The sequence below is a fragment of the Vibrio zhanjiangensis genome, from assembly GCF_030161235.1.
Taxonomy (GTDB): domain Bacteria; phylum Pseudomonadota; class Gammaproteobacteria; order Enterobacterales; family Vibrionaceae; genus Vibrio; species Vibrio zhanjiangensis.
Genome location: NZ_BSPW01000014.1, coordinates 67,108 through 86,331, shown reverse-complemented (window position 1 = coordinate 86,331; position 19,224 = coordinate 67,108). Strand labels below are relative to the sequence as shown.

General features: G+C 42.8%; 20 protein-coding genes. 8 read left to right on the top strand and 12 right to left on the bottom strand.

What is annotated here, in order from left to right; all coding sequences use genetic code 11:
• Positions 1-144 precede the first annotated feature (144 nt).
• On the bottom strand, positions 145-1,638 hold the full coding sequence (locus tag QQK21_RS03650) for a hypothetical protein (RefSeq protein WP_284190839.1): 1,494 nt from the start codon (positions 1,636-1,638) through the stop codon (positions 145-147).
• 378 nt (positions 1,639-2,016) lie between these two features.
• Between QQK21_RS03650 and QQK21_RS03645 the strand changes: the two genes are divergently transcribed.
• From QQK21_RS03645 to QQK21_RS03615, 7 genes are read left to right on the top strand one after another with little or no spacing between them, the layout of a single operon-like run.
• Positions 2,017-2,628, top strand: a complete 612-nt coding sequence (locus QQK21_RS03645) for a thermostable hemolysin (protein ID WP_284190838.1) — start codon at positions 2,017-2,019, stop codon at positions 2,626-2,628.
• 43 nt (positions 2,629-2,671) lie between these two features.
• Positions 2,672-4,219 carry an AMP-binding protein gene (locus tag QQK21_RS03640; protein WP_284190837.1) on the top strand — a complete coding sequence of 516 codons (1,548 nt, stop codon included), beginning with the start codon at positions 2,672-2,674 and terminating at the stop codon, positions 4,217-4,219.
• Positions 4,220-4,231: 12 nt separating this feature from the next.
• Positions 4,232-4,915, top strand: a complete 684-nt coding sequence (locus QQK21_RS03635) for an iron-containing redox enzyme family protein (protein WP_284190836.1) — start codon at positions 4,232-4,234, stop codon at positions 4,913-4,915.
• A gap of 8 nt (positions 4,916-4,923) precedes the next feature.
• On the top strand, positions 4,924-5,718 hold the full coding sequence (locus tag QQK21_RS03630) for an SDR family oxidoreductase (RefSeq protein ID WP_284190835.1): 795 nt from the start codon (positions 4,924-4,926) through the stop codon (positions 5,716-5,718).
• 46 nt (positions 5,719-5,764) lie between these two features.
• Entirely contained in the window at positions 5,765-6,367 is a 603-nt protein-coding gene (locus QQK21_RS03625) for a tetratricopeptide repeat protein (protein WP_431313097.1), read from the top strand.
• A 3-nt stretch (positions 6,368-6,370) separates the two neighbouring features.
• Positions 6,371-7,027 (top strand): response regulator, encoded by a 657-nt coding sequence (locus QQK21_RS03620; RefSeq protein WP_284190833.1) that lies wholly within the window; start codon positions 6,371-6,373, stop codon positions 7,025-7,027.
• A complete protein-coding gene (locus tag QQK21_RS03615; RefSeq protein ID WP_284190832.1) occupies positions 7,011-8,435 on the top strand; it encodes a sensor histidine kinase in 1,425 nt (474 codons plus the stop codon). Before QQK21_RS03620 ends, QQK21_RS03615 begins: the two co-directional genes overlap by 17 nt.
• 373 nt (positions 8,436-8,808) lie before the next feature.
• Here QQK21_RS03615 and QQK21_RS03610 read toward each other — a convergent pair whose 3' ends face one another.
• Both QQK21_RS03610 and QQK21_RS03605 read right to left on the bottom strand, forming a co-directional pair.
• Entirely contained in the window at positions 8,809-9,495 is a 687-nt protein-coding gene (locus tag QQK21_RS03610; RefSeq protein ID WP_284190831.1) for a flavin reductase family protein, read from the bottom strand.
• A gap of 15 nt (positions 9,496-9,510) precedes the next feature.
• Complete coding sequence (locus QQK21_RS03605; protein ID WP_284190830.1) at positions 9,511-9,921, bottom strand: thiol-disulfide oxidoreductase DCC family protein; 411 nt, start codon at positions 9,919-9,921, stop codon at positions 9,511-9,513.
• 173 nt (positions 9,922-10,094) lie between these two features.
• Between QQK21_RS03605 and uraH the strand changes: the two genes are divergently transcribed.
• Positions 10,095-10,436, top strand: a complete 342-nt coding sequence (uraH, locus tag QQK21_RS03600) for a hydroxyisourate hydrolase (RefSeq protein ID WP_284190829.1) — start codon at positions 10,095-10,097, stop codon at positions 10,434-10,436.
• 43 nt (positions 10,437-10,479) lie between these two features.
• Here uraH and QQK21_RS03595 read toward each other — a convergent pair whose 3' ends face one another.
• The 9 genes from QQK21_RS03595 to QQK21_RS03555 all read right to left on the bottom strand — a co-directional run bounded on the left by QQK21_RS03595 (position 10,480) and on the right by QQK21_RS03555 (position 19,222).
• Positions 10,480-11,274 (bottom strand): MBL fold metallo-hydrolase, encoded by a 795-nt coding sequence (locus tag QQK21_RS03595; RefSeq protein ID WP_284190828.1) that lies wholly within the window; start codon positions 11,272-11,274, stop codon positions 10,480-10,482.
• A gap of 308 nt (positions 11,275-11,582) precedes the next feature.
• Positions 11,583-11,990: a GNAT family N-acetyltransferase gene (locus tag QQK21_RS03590; RefSeq protein ID WP_284190827.1), complete on the bottom strand. Its 408-nt coding sequence runs from the start codon at positions 11,988-11,990 to the stop codon at positions 11,583-11,585.
• 385 nt (positions 11,991-12,375) lie between these two features.
• The gene (locus tag QQK21_RS03585; protein ID WP_284190826.1) at positions 12,376-13,047 is read right to left on the bottom strand and encodes a DJ-1/PfpI family protein; all 672 of its coding nucleotides are present in this window, start codon (positions 13,045-13,047) and stop codon (positions 12,376-12,378) included.
• Positions 13,048-13,190: 143 nt separating this feature from the next.
• A complete protein-coding gene (gene cyoE, locus QQK21_RS03580; protein ID WP_284190843.1) occupies positions 13,191-14,057 on the bottom strand; it encodes a heme o synthase in 867 nt (288 codons plus the stop codon).
• Positions 14,058-14,065: 8 nt separating this feature from the next.
• On the bottom strand, positions 14,066-14,377 hold the full coding sequence (cyoD, locus tag QQK21_RS03575) for a cytochrome o ubiquinol oxidase subunit IV (protein ID WP_284190825.1): 312 nt from the start codon (positions 14,375-14,377) through the stop codon (positions 14,066-14,068).
• Entirely contained in the window at positions 14,377-14,967 is a 591-nt protein-coding gene (gene cyoC / locus QQK21_RS03570) for a cytochrome o ubiquinol oxidase subunit III (RefSeq protein WP_284190824.1), read from the bottom strand. The genes cyoD and cyoC overlap by 1 nt, the downstream gene beginning before the upstream one ends.
• Positions 14,957-16,990 carry a cytochrome o ubiquinol oxidase subunit I gene (gene cyoB / locus QQK21_RS03565; protein ID WP_284190823.1) on the bottom strand — a complete coding sequence of 678 codons (2,034 nt, stop codon included), beginning with the start codon at positions 16,988-16,990 and terminating at the stop codon, positions 14,957-14,959. The genes cyoC and cyoB overlap by 11 nt, the downstream gene beginning before the upstream one ends.
• Positions 16,991-16,995: 5 nt before the next feature.
• Positions 16,996-17,877, bottom strand: coding sequence for a ubiquinol oxidase subunit II (cyoA, locus tag QQK21_RS03560; RefSeq protein ID WP_284190842.1), 882 nt, complete (start codon positions 17,875-17,877; stop codon positions 16,996-16,998).
• Between the two features lie 616 nt (positions 17,878-18,493).
• Positions 18,494-19,222, bottom strand: a complete 729-nt coding sequence (locus QQK21_RS03555) for a transporter substrate-binding domain-containing protein (protein WP_284190822.1) — start codon at positions 19,220-19,222, stop codon at positions 18,494-18,496.
• Positions 19,223-19,224: the final 2 nt, after the last annotated feature.

The window sequence follows — 19,224 nt, the reverse complement described above, 5'->3', positions numbered from 1 at the left end:
GGGTACTATCAAAACAGATCAATCACTTAAAGTCATGTCCGAAAATCGGGGGCCACTTCTGTTATGCCTAATTTGAATAAGAAAAAGCGGCTTTAAGCCGCTTTTTCTATGGTATTTTGAAGTGCGTTTTCACACTTTTGAAGATTAATAGCTCAACGAAGCGAATCCAACTGGAGATATGTAACCGTGATTAACTTTTTCGGCGACAGTCTTCGATATTGGGTCTATGTAAAATTCTACAACTTCATCACTGTTGATTCGATTCATATATAACATGACACTTTGATCAGATTGAACCACGACACCATCGTTTGCTGTTAACCCAAGCTCACCATCTTGGTTAAGTGAGGTAAAGTCATCGTAAAGCTCAATTCCTGTATCAAAGTCATAAAATGTCTGAGTCTTAGTATCAAAAGCTGACACTTTGACTGTTACCCCTTTTTCTTGCCAAGATTGAATGTAATCGACACAAAACAAGGTGTGTTGCGACGCTCTTAACGCATCAAATGATGAATAGGGGCGATCTACTGATATAAGACTACTTTGACCAACGTAATCGTAACGAGTCCCATTTAATCGGTTGACGATACAACTCATATTCATATCGAAACCATCAATTTGTGGACTGCGCTTGTTGTACCATACTCGACTGTTTTCTGAGTCTGTAATTAGGTATTGACTAAGTGTAGATTCAAGCTTGTTTCCAACTGGCTCAACGAAAGAAAAATAGTCAGAGTTTGCCTTATCAATTCCTGCGAGTTTGCCATCAATTACTCTAAGGCCGTCATAACGTTGAAGAGTGTCTTGGTAGTCTATCTCCTGAAATTCATCTAACTTTGAAATATAAGCATAATGATTATATTCCTCGATTTCATATTCTGGAGGATCCTGATACTGAGCAAGAATGTTACCCTCTTTGTCTATCTGTATGTCTCGCTCATCAGCATAAACATCACTTTTTAACGTTTTAAATACAAAGGCATTATTTTTTAGCTCAGCTTTGAAAATACCTCGCGTATGCCAGTGAGTTCTATCGGTAATATCAAAGCTATACAACATATTGTTTGGGATTATATCACCCTGCTTCTGCTGACTAAGAAATGGACTTTCGTTTTGCAGGCCGTAGTCAAACTCTGATACTTTGCCATCAATAACGATAGGATAAAGTCGGCCAGTTTGCTTATCCATAATGACTGGGTAATCGCCGTGATAAACGATGCCATTCCAAGCTACCGTTGAATCCTTCATATTGAACATAATGTACTTTTGGTTTATATCAAAAACACGAGTAACGTTGGGCATTACTGGGGCATCACACTCCTCACATTCTTGAAAATCCACCTCGAACATTCGTTTATCGTCTGCTTCGTTACTGTAGGCCATCGCATCCAATGAAACGTCATTGGAGTCAACAAGCTCTATATCAGAAGGCTGAATAGTCTGAAAATTGACTTCCGGAACGCTGAGAGATTTTAGTGCCGGAAGGTTTGCAGGCTCAGGACTACTTCCTCCTCCCGTATTGGTAGAACTACCATCACCACCTGAGGAACCGCCACCACATCCAAATAACAAGGACGTGACCATCATAGGTAAAATAATTTTTGTAAACTTTGAACTTATACGAATACTTTGCTTCATAACTCATTACCCAGTTATTGCTAACAGAATTTGCAGCACGGTAACGAGGTGAAGAATAAAACAACAGAGAAACACTCCGAAACGCTCGGAAAAAATATAAAAATAGACAATTGCAGATATCAAGAAAAATAAAAATTATTTAAGCAATTGATTTTAAATAAACTAAAGCCATGGCGTGTTCAATTTTTGCAATCACTCTTTTTCTACAATCTTTCCCCATTTAAACTTTCTAGCCACTTAATGTGCAGTGATTGACGGTCAAGAAAGTTCAGCATCAACTCGCTATCGACCATTCATTAAGCAAAATTCGTTTCGCTAAGATTCCCTTAAGTTTCGCTTCTTACTTTTCTGATAGAAGAAAAAATAAAGGGGAATATCATGACATATCCAGCGACCACTGATACCAACGACTTCATATTAGACATTGTTGGCCCTATGCATCCTCTGTGGAGCAAAGTAACGAATCATGTGTCTCAACGTTATCGAGATGCATTCTTTGCCAACCTCAAACAGTTTATGCCAGCGTATCTGACGCTCATTGAAGGTAACGAGATTATTTCAGTGTGTGGCTTTCGTATTGCCCAAAACGAACCTTTGTTTCTTGAGCAATATCTTGAAGATGATGCGCACAAGCTCATTTCAAATGTTTTTGATTGCGATGTTAAACGCGCCAATTTAGTGGAGTTTGGCCACTTAGCCTCCTTTGCAAAAGGCATGTCATCACTGCACTTCTACCTGATTGCACAAAGGCTGGTCAGTCTTGGTTTTGAGTGGTGTATTTTCACTGCCACCGACCCTCTTCATGCCATGATGACGCGCTTAGGTTTAGAAGCTCACATTATCGCACCAGCTGATCAAAACAAAGTACCGGATGCTAAAGCGACTTGGGGATCGTACTACGAGCACCAGCCTCGCGTTCTTGCTGGCAATTTGGTTAAAGGGCTTGAACGCCTTAAAGCCGTTCAAAAAAGAATGCGTAAACAAGCTTAGTTATCAGTAGTAAATCACAACGATGACAACAAACAGGGGCGCTATGAACATTATCCTCAATGCCATCCAAAAATGGGCAAAGACACATCCAAACCACATTGCTTTCGTGGGTGTTCACGAAGGGCAAAGGGTGGAAATGACCTACTCTGAACTCATAAGCCAAATAGAACACGTCGCCAAACAGCTAAAAGCACAAGACATTAAAGCGCTGGCGTTACGAGCAGAAAACAGCATTCACTGGGCCGTTGTCGATTTAGCCGCTATGTCGGCAGATGTCGTTGTGGTGCCAATTCCAACATTCTTTTCTGATGCTCAGGTGTTACATACATTAGAACAATCGTGCGTCGATGCTCTGGTGGGTGATTGGCAAACATGGTTAACGGCTCACACCGAGCAGAATAAAATAACGTCCCCCAGCTCACTTTCAATCGCTCATTTACCTTTGCTGCGTAGACAGTCCGTTGGGCAAAAGGCTTACCTTGCTGGCACAGGGAAAATCACCTTTACCTCAGGCTCGACCGGTCAGCCAAAAGGCGTGTGTCTGAGTTACGAGCATTTAGGTAACGTGGCTCAATCTCTTGCTTTGACTGTACAAGGCCATGCTCAATCGCATTTCGTATTACTGCCGCTATCAACGCTACTTGAAAATATCACCGGCCTATACGTACCACTGCTATTGGGTGTAACCTCATCCATTCTGCCAGCCGAACAAACGGGTCTATTGGGATCAAACCAGTTCGACCCACACCGTTTTGCCAGCGCCTTAGCCACAATAAAACCAGAAAGTTTAGTTCTAACGCCTGCTCTCTTGCTTGCCCTAATTCAGATAGCCAAACAACAGCCAAATCTCACCAAATCGCTGAGCTTTATTGCGGTCGGCGGCGCAAGAGTCTCAGAGCAACTTATAAAAGCAGCTCAGGCTTTGGATCTTCCTGTTTTTGAGGGGTATGGACTCTCTGAGTGTGGTTCTGTGGTGTGCCTTAATACACCATCGGATTTTAAAATAGGTACATGTGGAAAACCATTGCCACATACAAAGGTTCGTCTCGCACAAGACGGCGAGCTCTTGGTCAAAGGCAACACAGCACTTGGATACTTAAATGAGCCATTCACACAACAATGGTTAGCGACAGGTGATTTAGCACAAATCGATGAGCAAGGGTTCGTCAGCCTACTAGGTCGCAAAAAGAACCTCGTTATAACCCTATATGGGCGAAATGTTTCACCAGAGTGGATCGAGTCAGAAGCAATGGCTTTTTTGCCAACAGTGCCACTGATTGTTACCGGAGACCATCAGCAAGCCTTATGTGCAGTTGCAAAACGACATAAGAATATCGAGCACGAGATTGCGAAATTAAACAGCACGCTGCCTGATTACGCTCAAATTCGCACATTGCTGCTGCTAGATAATCCAGCGGCGATCTCTGCTTGGTTCACAGATAACGGCAAACCCAAACGCCAAAACATCGAACAAGACGTGGAACACTTACTCAAGCGCAAGACCAACAACTTCACATGGGAACGCCAAAACATCCAACGTGTCGAGGTTCCTGTTTGCCATACACACGCCCATTTTCAAACCGCATCTTAATAGGAGAAGATCATGAGCTTATTTTTCGAACAACTCAAACAAGATACTGCCAAGGCGCAACAAGCCATGTTAAGTGCGCCAGTTATTGAGCAAGTGCAGCAAGGCAATATTTCTGAGCAAATGTACGTCGCTTTTCTCACTCAGGCTTATCATCACGTTAAACACACAGTGCCACTCCTTATGGCATGTGGCGGTCGTTTGTCAGCAGACTATGAATGGTTACGCGAAGCCATTGCTGAATACATTGAAGAGGAACAAGGTCATCAAGAATGGATCTTAGATGATATTCAAGCTTGTGGCTTCGATGCAGACCTCGTGCGCAATAATCAAGGCATGGGAAAAGTGTGTGATGCCATAGAGCTGATGGTGTCGTATTTGTACCATCATATCGACCGACGTAATCCCCTCGCCCTATTTGGTATGGTGTGGGTGTTGGAAGGCACCAGCGTTGGCATTGGTGGTCAAATGGCGGAGAAAATCCAGCAAACGCTAAACCTGCCATCAACCGCAATGACTTATCTGGTTTCACACAGCGTGTTAGACCAAGATCATTTGCAATTTTTTGCCTCTTTAATGAACCAAATCACCCGAGACGAAGACAAGCAAGTGATCATTGAGGCTGCAAATATGGTGTTCTCACTCTACGGACAAATGCTGCGAACTCTTCCCACCCAATCCACTCAGCAAGCGGCATGAGGTGTACCATGAAGATAGATAACAGCACAATCATCCTAACTGGCGCTACGGGTGGCATTGGCCAAGCCATTGCTCAGGCGTTGTCCAAACAGGGGGCGAACTTAGTACTGATTGGGCGAAATAAAAAGCGCTTAGCCGCACTCAAGCAAGCACTGCCCAATCAAGACAAGCATGCCGTCATTGAGGCTGACATTACATCAAAAGAAGGGCTAAACGCCATCAATGAATGGGTGCGAAGCAATACCAAAATCAACGCCTTGATCAACAATGCGGGCAGTAATGACTTTTCACTGCTCACTGATCGACGCCAAGCTCAAATCACAGATGAAATTCAACTCAACCTGATCGCCCCTATTTTGCTCTGTCAGTCATCATTGTCGTGGTTGGCGCAGCCGGGCGTTATATTAAATATTGGGTCAACATTTGGCTCCATAGGTTTTCCTGGCTATACCTCGTATTGTGCAGCGAAAGCTGGATTACACAGATTCACAGAAGCACTAGATAGAGAATTATACGCAACTGGCATCCGCGCTCTGTATTTGGCGCCCAGAGCAACAGAAACATCTCTCAATAGTGATGCTGTCAATGAAATGAATCGGCAACTAGGTAATAAGACAGACTCTCCGCAGGTTGTGGCAAAACACGTCATTACCATGCTGGAGAAAGAAATCTCTGCAAAGTGGATTGGGTGGCCAGAAAAGCTATTTGCTCGAATCAATCAGCTACTACCCAGTTTGGTTTCTTCTGCCATTCGCAAACAGCAAGACACCATCCACCAGTATATCAACAGAGTCAGCCACTAAGAGGATAGCAATCATGAATATCAAACCACGCGTTTACAGTTTGGCAATGTGTTTCGCGTTAGCTGCGCCAGTCACATTGGCAGAAAATACCCCTTTGCAAGAGATACAAGCTAAATGGGCAGAGTGCCAGTACCAAACACCTGACGGGGACGAAAAGGAATATTGTTTCCATCGCGCGATTGCCAAAACCAACATTTATCTCGACCGTACACCAGAAAACCCAGAACTCACCGTATGGCTAGCGATAAACAAAGCTTCTCTTGCTGGCGCTCAAGGTGGATTAGGCGCGCTCTCTCTTGCCGAAGAAGCTAAAGATCTGCTTGAGAAAGTCATCGCCTCCGCGCCACAAACTCTCGACGGTTCTGCATACACCAGCTTAGGTTCGCTGTATTATAAGGTTCCGGGATGGCCGATCGGCTTTGGCGATGATGAAAAAGCCGAAGATATGTTGAAAAAAGCGTTAGAGATCAACCCAGAAGGTATAGATCCTAACTATTTTTATGGAGACTTCTTAGCCGAAGAAGGCAGAGACAAAGAAGCAAAACTCTATTTGACTCGCGCCATGCATGCATCACCCCGCCCAGATAGACCTTTAGCAGACCAAGGTCGTAAGCTGGAAATTGAACAAACACTCGGGAGATTAAAATAATTCATGCGATTATTACTCGTAGAAGATGACAAGTTACTCGGCCAATCCATGGTGTCTTCTCTTGGGCACCATGGCTACACTGTGGATTGGGTTGAAAAAGGTACTATCGTAACCAGTGCCTTAAAAACCGACGACTTCACAGCGGTTATTTTGGATCTAACACTTCCAGATATCGACGGACTCAAGGTACTGCGTGATATTCGTAAAAATGGATTTAAACTGCCAGTGATGATACTCACCGCACGGGATGACATTCGCGATCGAGTGCAAGGCCTTGATGGTGGTGCCGATGATTACTTAGGCAAGCCTTTTGCACTCGAAGAACTACTCGCCAGATTGCGCGTGTTAATTCGTCGTCAATCTGGTTGCGCCGAGGAAATCATTCAAGTCGGCCAGCTGTCTTTATCATTGTCTAAACACATTGTTCTATATAACGATCAACCGCTTAAACTGACCGGCCATGAATTTAAAATCCTCACTAGCTTAATGACAAATGCCGGACGAGTACTCAGTAAAGAACAATTGCAGCAATCACTGCATGGCTGGGGTGAAGGTTCAAGTGACAATGCCATAGAAGTACATATTCACAACCTGCGCAGAAAAGCGCCTGATGTGATCATAAAAAACATACGCGGTGTTGGCTATGTCCTTCAAAAATAATAAATCTTACTCTATTAAACGGCAATTAACCTTGTCGGTTGGAATACTGGTTAGCGTACTCTTATTGATCTCTCTTTACTTTAGTTTCCATTCTGCAAAGCATGAAGTAGAAGAGGTTTATGATGCAAGGCTTGGGCAATCGGCAAAATTAATCTTACTCTCTCTTTCTCTCTCAACAGAAGAGCAAATATTTGCAAACCAGGGAGAAATCTACTTCGAGTGGATGAAAGACATTCAGTCCATGTCTCAAATCGAAGAAGATAAAGCAACAGAATTTGGCCACCCTTACGAACAAAACCTAGTGTTTCAATTTTACCGCAATAACCAGATGATCTGGAGCTCTGCTAGCGATCTAGAACCCCTTTCGTCATCTTTTGGCGACAATGGTTATGCAGATATCACCCGAGATGGTGTTGAATGGCGCACTTTCCAACTTTCTTTACCGAAAAATAAGCATAAAAAAGAATATGTTGTCGTTGCAGAGAAACAAGAAATACGCCAAGAAATCATCCAAGAAATTGCCTTATCAACCTCAATAGAACAACTGCTGTTGCTCCCCACTTTGCTCGTGTTACTTTTTTGGTTGATCGACAAACACTTCAAACCGATAGATGATCTTAGAAGTGCTATTGCACAAAGAAACGTGCACCGCTTGGATCGCATTCACGTCAAAGACGATACCACAGAGCTTTCCCCTTTAGTGGAGGCCTTAAACTCGTTATTGTCTGAACTTGAGCTCGCTTGGCAAAGAGAAAAACGTTTCACTCGCGCAGCCGCTCATGAACTGAAAACACCTTTGACAATTTTGCGACTCAATGTAGAAAGCGCGCTCGGTATTGATGATCCTAAGGAGCTTGAGCGATGCTTACAAAACACGCTATTAGGCATTGAAAGAACCGATCGACTTATTCATCAATTACTTACTTTAGCCAAAGTCGATAGTGTATCCGAGTGCATCCATGAACAAGTCCAACTGACACCTTTGCTACAAAACGTGGTTGCAGAGCTGGCTCCATTGACACTCAAGCATGATCAAGAGATTAGCCTGCTGTGTGAGAAAGCAATCACCTTATACGGAGATAGCATGTTATTGGAAGTGCTGTTTCGAAATCTTATCGACAATGCCATTCGTTACTCTGGACCTCGTAGCGATATCCAAGTAACCGTGTCCGACGATGAAGACTCACTGAAAGTGTTGGTTGCAGACACAGGTCCTGAGATACCGCTAGAAGTAAGAAATAGGCTATTTGAACAGTTTTACCGAGGCCATTCAGCCGAAGGGGATGGTGCTGGGTTAGGGATGTCTATTTGCAAAGATATCGTGGCTTTGCATTGTGCCGACATAGAATTACTGCCAAGAAGCAACAAGCAAAATACCTTTGTTGTCACCTTTCCCTGCAAAAACTAAACAGCCATCTTTATCTAAAAACAACTTACTGGATTAAAATAGCACTTCCAATAAAAGCCACCGTCATCATTGTCTGCAAGCGCGTTCGGAGAAGAAAAGGCCAATAATGTTAGTCCTGTTAGCACTAATAATCTGATTTTTGTCATATCAAAACCTCAAAATTTAATAAAAAATTAACAAAAACGAAACAATTCGATCGGATTTTATACATTATTTAAATGAAATCAAGTGCATTAGGTTAGTTCTAGAACGAATATCTATATCCAATCCTTTACGCTCACAAAATATGAAAGAGGATTTATGGTAATCGTGAAACTACGGTGTTGCCCAAGCCAGTATATTCCGGCTAGGCAGTTAAGAGGTGGCCATATGATCAGCGGTTAAAGTTGCTCAATCCAAATGCATCCCAAGAGGAAGGCTCTCCTTCCTTCGTCAGTGGATGTAACTTTTGATCAGGCTTTGCATAGCTCAAACGCCCGATTCTCTGTGTAATGTGGTAGCTGTCTAAGCCAGAAACCGTGACAATATCCAGTGCTTCAACATCAACATATCCGTCAGGCATCACTGCTGTATCAGACACCAGCACATTTTGTATCTCACCGATAACCATTTCAGTGCCATTCACAGCCAAAGTTTGATGGTCAACCAAATTCATCGCCAGCTTAAGTGGACTTTCCCTTACAAAAGGGGCATTAAATTCACTAATGTAATAAGGTGTTAGATTCGCCTTTTCAAATTCTGATTCAAGCTTGCTGTATCTTGCTGATGTCTGGTGCGCAGAAGCAAGAAAATCATGTGATACAGCATTTATCGTGTAACATTTAGTCGCCAAAATGTTTTGAAGGGTATGACGTTCAACACTGCTAGGCCTTATGATAAGCCCCATCAATGGTGGCGTTGACCCCAAGTGAAATGCTGAACTCACAATCGCCAGATTTTCATTTCCCTCCAGATCGCTTGTCCCTATTAAGTTTGCACTTTTAAAACCTGACAAACTGTTGATGAAACGAGATCGAATTCTTGATTCCATCATGGCGATGCTGTGAGCGTTGTAATTCATTCGCTGACTCCTTGACTACTTATCCTTGTGAGTTTTTTCTGGGCACACTTTGTATTGGGCATCGCAACGTGACTGGCCAGTAAAAAGACGCGAAATAAAATAACGATTATTTGCAAAGTATAGATAAAACCGGTCCGCTACAGGTTTGATAAATCGCCACCTTAACGGCGCATATATCCATCCACGACCGAGAATATCCCAAGCTCGATAAGCAGCATCGAGTCCAAGCCAAAGATGTCCTTGGTCATCAAGTGCATGGAGTATGTTGTTAGCTTCCAGTGGATCTATATTCGGATACGCGCTAAACGCGTCGCTGTGTATATCTATGGTCGCAATTTGGTCACGAGTATCTTTGTTTCTAATCGCGAGCATTTCTTTTACACACAGTGGGCAGGTCCCATCATAAAATAGCGTCAATTTAGTCATAGCTTTATTTTCGGTTTCTCTGAAAATGATTACGCAAGCCGGTTGCTATCGATCAGCACGTGAGCCCATAAGTAATCAAAAAATCATCATCGCTTTCTTATCTTACATTAGCTTATGTCCACCTATACTGTAAAACACAAGTCAATTAGACCTCAGATTATAGAGAGGGGACCATGACACAACTCACTACGCACGTTCTCGATACGATGAGAGGACGTCCTGCAGCTGGTATTAACATCGAGATATACCGTAAAGAGAGCCAAGACTGGATAAAGGTTGGCACAATGATAACTAACCGAGATGGCCGAACTGATAATGCCTTGTTGCAAGGGAGTGAATTCAAAATTGGGAAATATCAGTTGATTTTTTATGTAGGAGCGTATTTTGAGCAAAGCGAAGATCCCAGCTTTCTCGACGATATCGTTATTCGTTTTGGCCTGAATGATCCTCAGTCACATATCCATGTTCCCCTGCTGGTCTCTCCCTATAGTTTTTCTTCTTATCGAGGAAGCTAAACAAGCTGGGAGCTCGGCCATTCCATGCTCGTAATCGCCACACTTAATGGTGTGGTTTATCTGCGGTCAGATTATACTCCAGCGAAGGAAAGAGAAGTTTTGGCTTGGGCAGCTGATGATCTCGGCTCTCTCTGAGAATCACAAAATCTTGTTGTGTTGTGCGTATATTCATCATCGGGTTGTTTTGCTTTTCCTCGCCGATGGTGGTTTTGTAAACAAGCTCGCTTTCTTGACTAGGATAGTTGTGGCAAAGATAAACGGCTGTCGCGTCAGTGAGCTGATACAGCTTAGATAACGACTGGTACATTGTCAGCGCGCTCCCACCAGGGAAGTCAGCTCGTCCGGTGCCGCGATAAAACAATGAATCGCCGACAAAAATGGCGTCACCAATTTTAAAAGTCAAATCAGACGGAGTATGCCCTGGGGTCTCAATCACTTCAAGACGAGAGTGACCAAACGTCAAACATTCACCTTCCATTAGAAAAGAATCAAAAGGATAAAGCTCAGATAAACCAAGCTCATCTTTCCAATTTTCATAAATCTCTCTCACGCGATCAGAAATGTAAATCGGCGCTTGAAACACTTTGTTTAAATGAAAGCAACCAGACAAATGATCAGCATGAATGTGCGTTTCTAAAATCGCCGTGATGTGAAAATGGTGCTGCTCTACGTATTCAATGATACTCTGTGCAGACTCAAAGCTGATTTTGCCATGTTCCTCATCATAGTCAGCCACAGGGTCGATAATAATAGCATCACGAGTAGTTGAATCAGAAACGACATAGCTAATCGTACCTGAAGGTGGGTGAAAGAAATGCTGAATTTTCTGATTGTTCATGGTGACCTTTCCAGATTCGCTGTTTAAACCGAGTATCTAGTAGTTTAGCTATTTTAGCGTGATGGTAAGAAATATTGGCCATAATATTGTATTGCAGCCCCTCGTTACAGTGTCAAAATTAGGGGACAAACTCGAGGGGGGCTCATCTAAGTTGAAACAACAACATCCAATCATTGGCCCAGCCTTTTCCAGAATTTACAATGTGAATTTAGGAGTGTACTTGGATATAGAAAAACCATACTGATCGATGGTTTTTCAATTACCTAAATCCCGCCGCTTCTAAATAATGACTTTAAAACGATTGCACTCTAGTGATCATTTCCAGCATAAATCCACATGGGCTCCGTATGTCCAGCTCGTTCAAAACCAAGGGTCTTATAGAACTCTATTGCTTCAATATCTGAGGTTAACATTTGCTGGTGGAAATCTTTGTACTTAGACTGCATAACTTGCATTATCTTTCGCCCAACACCTAAGCCCTGATATTTAGGATGAACAAGTAAGTGTGGAAAATACACAACAAGAGAGCCATCGGATATTGCGTTACCCAGTCCTATTAACTCATTATTTACCCTTGCAGTTACTAAAGTGTCTGAATTCAATAATGCCGGTATTAGCTTGTCTGGACAATCCGCTGAGGACCACCCATTCTCTCGATACAAACTCACGACTTCTGATTCGTGAATTTCGTTGCTAATTTGCACTAATACGTCCATATATCCTCTTTTTGAACTAGGTATAACCGATACGCTCGCGATGTGACCGTAACCTAGAGTCTTGGTTCTCAAGCTTCACTAATCACACCGAAGTGCCATTTAAATTTTGTTTAATATCAGCAGATTATATTCAAAACTATAAACAAAAGCACTCGGATACTGTTAAGAAAAACAGATGCTCACAAGTGACAATTCCCCTCATGGATTGAACGCTTTCTTCTGCAAGAAGAAATATTGGACTAAGCGTAGTCAAGCTGAAAGTTAGACGACAGTACCTTACAAAGGTGCTAATTTGATATGAACGGAAAATCAACCGGTTACTGAATTGAAAGGTTTAACTCACCGTTTGTAGAGTTATTCTAAGACATGGTTGACGGAGTATAACCTAAGAAAACACCACAAAGTCATCGTTATCTGGATCATCATTCCAAACGTATTCCGTTAAATGGGCGACTTTCTCTGCATGATCGCGGCCATATAATTCTTCTAGCAATGCAAGCGACATATCGATTCCAGCGGATACACCTGAGGAAGTATAAATGTGTTGTGATTTAACCCAGCGAGCTTTTTTTCTCCACTCGGTTGACTCACTAAAGCTACTAACCCATTCAAATGAAACCTTATTCGTTGTTGCAGAATGGCCATTTAAAACCCCAGCTTGCGCCAATAAAGCGGCTCCTGTACACACGGAGACCACATATTTAGCTTTTCTACTTTGCTCTTGGACCCAGTCGATCAGGGCCGTGTTGTTGACTTCTTTCCTCGAACCAAGACCTCCTGGAATCATGAGAATATCGCATGGTTCAAAGTCATTAAAGCTATAATCACAGACGCTTTTTGGTCCAGCGCTACTTGCTACGATACCACCATTCTCAGATACGAACTTAAGCTCGATACCATTATTGATGTATCGAGACATACCAAACATTTCAAGAGGTCCAAACACATCAAGTAACTCAAAACCTGAATATAGGAGAGTTGCTACAGTCACCTTCTTTACAGATGTCAACGAGGTTTTATCCAAGCTTTCTCTACTAGACGCATTGTCACTTGTCATGTTAACGCACTCCATCAGGTTAGAATCATGATATCCAAAACAAAAAGCGCCCCTTTCTACTTCACTCACACAAACATGCCTTGGACAAATCTTGGGCTTTACCAATCTATCGGCATAGTAAAGTAAAAAAGGGCAACTATTTATTAAATAGGCAAAGAAATGAGTTCAACACCGAGTACGCCACTGATACCCATTACAACCAACAAAGACACTTTAAATACCGCTTTTGACCACGGAATATAGCTTTCTTCATCAATTTTTCTAAAGGTAACTTTCATCCACATAAAACATGCCAATGCGGCCACAACTAAGTATTCATACCCAGCTTCACCCAACACAAACAATGCCATTGCACTCACAGTGAAAGCGACAACATACGCCTTCATATGACGATGGGCCTTATGAATACCCTCTTTTACCGGTAACACCGGTATACCAGCATCTCGGTAGTCTTGCATCCGAAACATGGCAATAGCATAGGAATGAGGCATTTGCCACAAACAAAACATAGCGAAAAGCAAAATGGCTTCCAGACTAATGTAATTGGTTACCGCTAAATAGCCAACCAGTGGTGGAACGGCTCCTGAGATACTTCCAACCAAAGTACCGTATACAGAAGTACGTTTGTACCACATAGTGTAGAAAAAAACGTAAAAAATGTAGCCCAATAGGACAACAACCGCAGACAAAGGATTGGCCATCTGGAACAAAATGGCGGTTCCACTGAGCAGCAAAATCAGAGCGTAAACAAAAGCAACATCAATATTAATGTTCCCTTTGGCGAGCTCACGATTTTGTGTGCGCTTCATTTTCTGGTCGATATCTCGATCAAAAATGTTGTTCACCACACAACCCGATGCAATCACTAGTCCTACACCAGCAAGAGTTGCCAATAATAAAGCTACACTGACGTTCTCCGTTTTTGCGGCAAGGAAGAACCCTGCCGCAACAGATATCAGGTTGCCGAAAATGATGCCTGGTTTAGTAATAGACAAATAACTTTTCAGCATGCTCCGACCTACAACTTCATGTTCACGGTCATGTTGTAGATGATCCACACAGAACCTGCGATTAGGATCAGAACAACAATAGCGGTAAACATCAGCGATACAAAATTCCAGCGACCATCATCGGTCTTCAATTCCATATGCAAGAAGTACTTGAAGTGAACAAATATCTGCACAAGCGCACAGCCGAACAATAACACATAGGTTGTCGTATCAGGCAGTGATTGAGACCAGACAAAGTAGAAAGGTATTACGGTCAAAATCAAAGAGGCAATAAAGCCTTTGACATAATCTGACGCACCAGTTTCTAAATGTTGAGCCATTACATTACCCCCAACAAGTAAACGATAGTGAAGACACAGATCCATACGATATCAAGGAAGTGCCAAAACAGGCTTAAACAGTTAAAGCGCATTGCCATGTTATCGTTGAGACCTTTGGTCGATAGCTGGTGATAGCCAATTGCTAACCAGATAAGACCAAAAGTCACGTGAAGGCCATGTGTCCCTACAAGGGTGAAGAAAGCAGATAAGAACGCACTCTTCTCAGGACCGTAACCTTCAGCAATCAGGTGATGGAACTCGTAGATTTCCATACCAATGAAGCCAAGACCAAGTAGGAAGGTAACTTTTAACCAACGTTTTAGTCCCGCCACATCTTGGCGCTTCATGGCAATCATACCGAAACCAAAAGTAATACTACTAAATAGCAGCAGCATGGTTTCTACGAACACAAAGGGTAGCTGGAAGATGTCCTTACCCGTTGGACCGCTAATCGAGCCCGTCTCAAGTACCGCGTATGTCGCAAATAACGTCGCAAACAATACACAGTCACTCATCAAATAAACCCAGAAGCCAAACAGTTTATTACCATTTGCATCATGATGGCCGTGAGCTACAGGATTAGCTTGCATACGTCACCTCCAGTTCATCCTTCTTGTCGCGTTGTTGGGGCTGCTTTTTCGCTTCTTCAAGCTGAGCACGACGCTCTGCTTCGATTGCTTTGATTTCTTCTACTTCAACATAGTAATCAACATCATCGTTGTAGCTATGTTGGATACAAGTCACGACGATACCGATAAAGCTTGCCGCGGCTAGCCACCAGATATACCAAATCATTGCAAAACCAAAAATCAAAGCCCAAGCAGAAACATAAATTCCTGTCGGTGTATTCTTTGGCATGTGAATGCGCTCGTATTCAACTTCTTTGGTTGGGTCAAACTCACCGCTTTGCTTTTGATACCAAAATGCATCCAGTTCATTACCTTTTGGTAGGTGAGCAAAATTGTAAAATGGTGGTGGTGAAGAAGTCGCCCATTCAAAGGTACGTCCACCCCACGGGTCACCGGTAAGATCGCGGTTCTGCTCGCGGTCACGAATACTCACATAAATTTGAATAAACTGACACACCACACCCATAGCAATCACCCCTGTACCTGCAGCAGCAATCGCCAATAGAGGGAAGAACTCTGGGTTAATATCCTGACTCAAACGACGGGTCATACCCATAAAGCCAAGCGCATATAGAGGCAAGAAGGCCATCAAGAAACCAACGATCCAAAGATAGAAGGCACGTTTACCCCAAGCCTCATTCATCATGAAACCTGTGGCTTTCGGGAACCAGTATGTGATTGCCGCAAAACAGCCAAAGACAACACCACCAATGATGACGTTATGGAAGTGCGCGATCAAGAACACAGAGTTGTGCAATACAAAATCAGCACCAGGTACGGCCATCAGCACGCCTGTCATACCACCAACTGAGAAGGTAATTAGGAAACCAACCGTCCACATCATAGGCGTGGTAAAACGAATACGACCTTTGTACATGGTGAACAGCCAGTTGAAAATCTTCACCCCTGTTGGGATAGAAATAATCATGGTAGCGATACCAAAGAAGGCGTTCACATTAGCGCCAGACCCCATGGTGAAGAAGTGATGTAACCAAACCACAAATGCCAAAATGGTAATTACAACCGTTGCCCATACCAGTGAGGTATAGCCAAACAGTTTCTTACGAGAGAATGTCGCCGTGACTTCAGAGAACACACCAAAAATCGGAAGTACAAGAATGTATACCTCTGGATGTCCCCACGCCCAGATCAGGTTGACATACATCATGACGTTGCCACCAAGATCATTGGTAAAGAAGTGGAATCCTAAATATCTATCCAGCGTCAAAAGCGCAATCGTAACCGTCAAGATAGGGAACGATATGATGATAAGAATATTGGCACACAGAGAAGCCCAAGTGAACACTGGCATCTTCATTATTGGCATTGAAGGTGTACGCATACGCAAAATCGTGGCGAAGAAGTTTACACCCGTTAACGTCGTACCAACGCCAGATATCTGCAACGCCCATATCCAGTAATCGACACCGACGCCCGGACTGGCCTCGATACCCGATAGAGGAGGATAAGCCAACCAACCGGTGCGACCAAATTCACCCAAACCAAGTGACATGTTAGTCAAAATCACACCAACAATAAATAACCAAAAGCTGAGGTTATTTAGATATGGGAAGGCCACATCACGCGCACCAATTTGCAGTGGTACAATAATGTTCATCAAGCCAATAACAAGTGGCATGGCGACGAAGAAAATCATAATCACACCATGGGCGGTGAAGATCTGATCATAGTGATGAGGCGGTAAATACCCGGCTTCTCCGGCAGAAGAAAGCAATTGTTGACTGCGCATCATGACCGCATCGGCAAAGCCACGAATCAGCATTACCATAGCGACGGCAATGTACATGAAGCCAAGCTTCTTGTGGTCTACTGATGTAAACCACTCGTTCCACAGGTACTGCCATTTCCCTGCTTTAGTTATCGCGACCATAACCGCTAAACCAACCAAAGCGACAATCGCCAAGGTGATAACAATTATTGGTTCGTGATAAGGAATTGAGTCTAGAGTTAATCTTCCAAACATTACGATTATCCTTGGTTTTCAGGCAAACAGTTCATTGAACCAGGATGCTGTGTCACGACATCAGTAAACAAAAACGGTGGCACACTTGAGAATAGAGTGACTGGCTCTGCAACACTTGGTGATGCTAGAGAGCGGAATTGCTCCCAGTCTTCAATACGATCAGGGCTTGCTTTTACTTCTTGTACCCAATTAAGGAAAGCGGTTCGGTCAGTCAAAGCTGACGCGGTAAACTTCATCTGAGAGAAGCCCTCACCACTGTAGTTAGAAGCAAATCCTCTGTAATCACCTTCATGGTTAGCAATCAAATTGAGCTTGGTTACCATGCCTGGCATCGCGTAAATCTGGGTACCTAAACGTGGAATAAAGAATGCGTTCATAATGTTGTCAGAAGTAAGTCTGAACGACACAGGTACATCTTTGGGGAAAGCGACATAATTGACAGTGGCAATATTCTCTTCCGGATAAATAAATAACCACTTCCAGTCTAAGGACACGACTTCAATGGTAATGGGTTTTACATCACTCTCAAGCGGCTTAGAAGGCTCGAGTTCATGCGTTGAACGCCAGGTTATAACGGCAAGAATAGCGATAATAATAATAGGAATCGTCCATACGACGAGCTCTATCTTGGTCGAATGTGACCAATCAGGCGCATACTCTTGATCGGTATTAGTATCCCGGTATCGGTATGCGAAATACACTGTCATTAGAATCACAGGTATGACAACAATCAGCATCAATAAAAGAGCGGTAATAATTAGCTCTTTTTCTTGAACACCAATCGCGCCTTTAGGGTCCAGCAAAGCAGAATTACATCCTGAGAGAAAAAGAACGACCGCCGCCATACTTCCCCTCGACAAGATGCGTTTATATCTTGAGGCTTCCATTAACTTTCTCGATGTTTGTCCGAATGCAGTGTTAAACCACTGAAACTCGGTTGTTATATTCATTAGAATGTTTATGTGTTGAGCGTGTAACATCAGCCACAAAGAAAAAGAACAAAGTAAACAAATCAGCTAAATAGTTAATAACCATGCTATTTATGCGGTTTATTCTTTACACTTTGAAATACAATGTTACAAGCAGCGCATTATGCTCAGTTCAAGATCGAAGCTCACCCCTCGAATGCGCAAACTAACATTTCAATAATGAAAATAAAAACATAAACATCAATAAGGTCTAACCAAAATGAAAATAAATATCAATATTTACAAAGGGTAAGCGGAAATTTCTTCACCTAAATTGCTTGGGGAGACGCCACATGCCGGACAAATTACCACCAGATAGCTAGAGTGATCAACGTCTCAAATATCAAATCACATATTATCAATATGGTATTTGAGTCGCCTCTGTTTGACTTTAAAGTGCATTCATAAGAAGAGTTCAACTTGGAGGGATATGCTTGAAGAGCAGAAAGCTAAAACTTCACAAACAAAGTCTAATTCAGGTCTGTTAGCATAAGGTGACACTAACAGACCCAACAGTTAACATCATACAGACCAATCATTTAATACCATACTTGGCCAAAATGTTATCAAATGTGCCGTTAGATTTGATTTCCGCTAAGCCTTTATTAAAAGCATCAATATATTTGGCATTATTAGGGTTAGCTAATCCAGAGGTGACATGGAGAGGATTAACCGACAAGGCATTATTGGTAAATTCAAAATCCGCCAGATTCATTCCCGCCCCAGATAGCGTCGATTTCGCCACTAATTCATCTTCTAGAGTAAGATCAATACGCCCAGCAATGAGCTTTTTGGCGTTTGAAACTAAATCATTGGCTTCTGGTTTTTTGAAATTGCTCGCGCCAAGAAAATCATCCCCGTACCCATAGTTACGAATGATACCCACTGTCTTTCCCGAAAGGCTATCCATACCATTGTATTCATAGCCATCTCCCTTACGCTTGATAAACTTGAGCGAATTTTCAAGATAGGGCTCGCTATAGTTGAGAAAAGACGTTCTTTCTTTTGTAAACCAAGTTGCCACCAGCACATCAATACGACCATCTTTCACTTCGTTTAATGCTCTAGTCCACGGCATAATTTTGAAATCGACCTCATGGCCTTGAGACTTCATAGCTTCAATCAAAATTTCCACAGAGACACCTGGACTAGCGGTATCTTTTTGAACAAATGGAGCCCATGGATCTTGAGCAGCTGTTACCGTATCCGCAATGCTCTGTGCTGAAAAAAAAGTCACAATGACTAGAAGTAAAACGTTTTTCATAA

What these genes read in the sequence shown, in the direction of transcription:
- QQK21_RS03585 (WP_284190826.1), bottom strand. Translation starts at nt 13,047, where the DNA reads ATGACAAGTGACAATGCGTCTAGTAGAGAAAGCTTGGATAAAACCTCG.
- cyoE (WP_284190843.1), bottom strand. Translation starts at nt 14,057, where the DNA reads ATGCTGAAAAGTTATTTGTCTATTACTAAACCAGGCATCATTTTCGGC.
- QQK21_RS03595 (WP_284190828.1), bottom strand. Translation starts at nt 11,274, where the DNA reads ATGAACAATCAGAAAATTCAGCATTTCTTTCACCCACCTTCAGGTACG.
- QQK21_RS03590 (WP_284190827.1), bottom strand. Translation starts at nt 11,990, where the DNA reads ATGGACGTATTAGTGCAAATTAGCAACGAAATTCACGAATCAGAAGTC.
- cyoB (WP_284190823.1), bottom strand. Translation starts at nt 16,990, where the DNA reads ATGTTTGGAAGATTAACTCTAGACTCAATTCCTTATCACGAACCAATA.
- QQK21_RS03630 (WP_284190835.1), top strand. Translation starts at nt 4,924, where the DNA reads ATGAAGATAGATAACAGCACAATCATCCTAACTGGCGCTACGGGTGGC.
- cyoC (WP_284190824.1), bottom strand. Translation starts at nt 14,967, where the DNA reads ATGCAAGCTAATCCTGTAGCTCACGGCCATCATGATGCAAATGGTAAT.
- QQK21_RS03555 (WP_284190822.1), bottom strand. Translation starts at nt 19,222, where the DNA reads ATGAAAAACGTTTTACTTCTAGTCATTGTGACTTTTTTTTCAGCACAG.
- cyoD (WP_284190825.1), bottom strand. Translation starts at nt 14,377, where the DNA reads ATGGCTCAACATTTAGAAACTGGTGCGTCAGATTATGTCAAAGGCTTT.
- QQK21_RS03620 (WP_284190833.1), top strand. Translation starts at nt 6,371, where the DNA reads ATGCGATTATTACTCGTAGAAGATGACAAGTTACTCGGCCAATCCATG.
- QQK21_RS03615 (WP_284190832.1), top strand. Translation starts at nt 7,011, where the DNA reads ATGTCCTTCAAAAATAATAAATCTTACTCTATTAAACGGCAATTAACC.
- QQK21_RS03610 (WP_284190831.1), bottom strand. Translation starts at nt 9,495, where the DNA reads ATGAATTACAACGCTCACAGCATCGCCATGATGGAATCAAGAATTCGA.
- cyoA (WP_284190842.1), bottom strand. Translation starts at nt 17,877, where the DNA reads ATGGAAGCCTCAAGATATAAACGCATCTTGTCGAGGGGAAGTATGGCG.
- QQK21_RS03640 (WP_284190837.1), top strand. Translation starts at nt 2,672, where the DNA reads ATGAACATTATCCTCAATGCCATCCAAAAATGGGCAAAGACACATCCA.
- uraH (WP_284190829.1), top strand. Translation starts at nt 10,095, where the DNA reads ATGACACAACTCACTACGCACGTTCTCGATACGATGAGAGGACGTCCT.
- QQK21_RS03645 (WP_284190838.1), top strand. Translation starts at nt 2,017, where the DNA reads ATGACATATCCAGCGACCACTGATACCAACGACTTCATATTAGACATT.
- QQK21_RS03635 (WP_284190836.1), top strand. Translation starts at nt 4,232, where the DNA reads ATGAGCTTATTTTTCGAACAACTCAAACAAGATACTGCCAAGGCGCAA.
- QQK21_RS03605 (WP_284190830.1), bottom strand. Translation starts at nt 9,921, where the DNA reads ATGACTAAATTGACGCTATTTTATGATGGGACCTGCCCACTGTGTGTA.
- QQK21_RS03650 (WP_284190839.1), bottom strand. Translation starts at nt 1,638, where the DNA reads ATGAAGCAAAGTATTCGTATAAGTTCAAAGTTTACAAAAATTATTTTA.
- QQK21_RS03625 (WP_431313097.1), top strand. Translation starts at nt 5,765, where the DNA reads ATGTGTTTCGCGTTAGCTGCGCCAGTCACATTGGCAGAAAATACCCCT.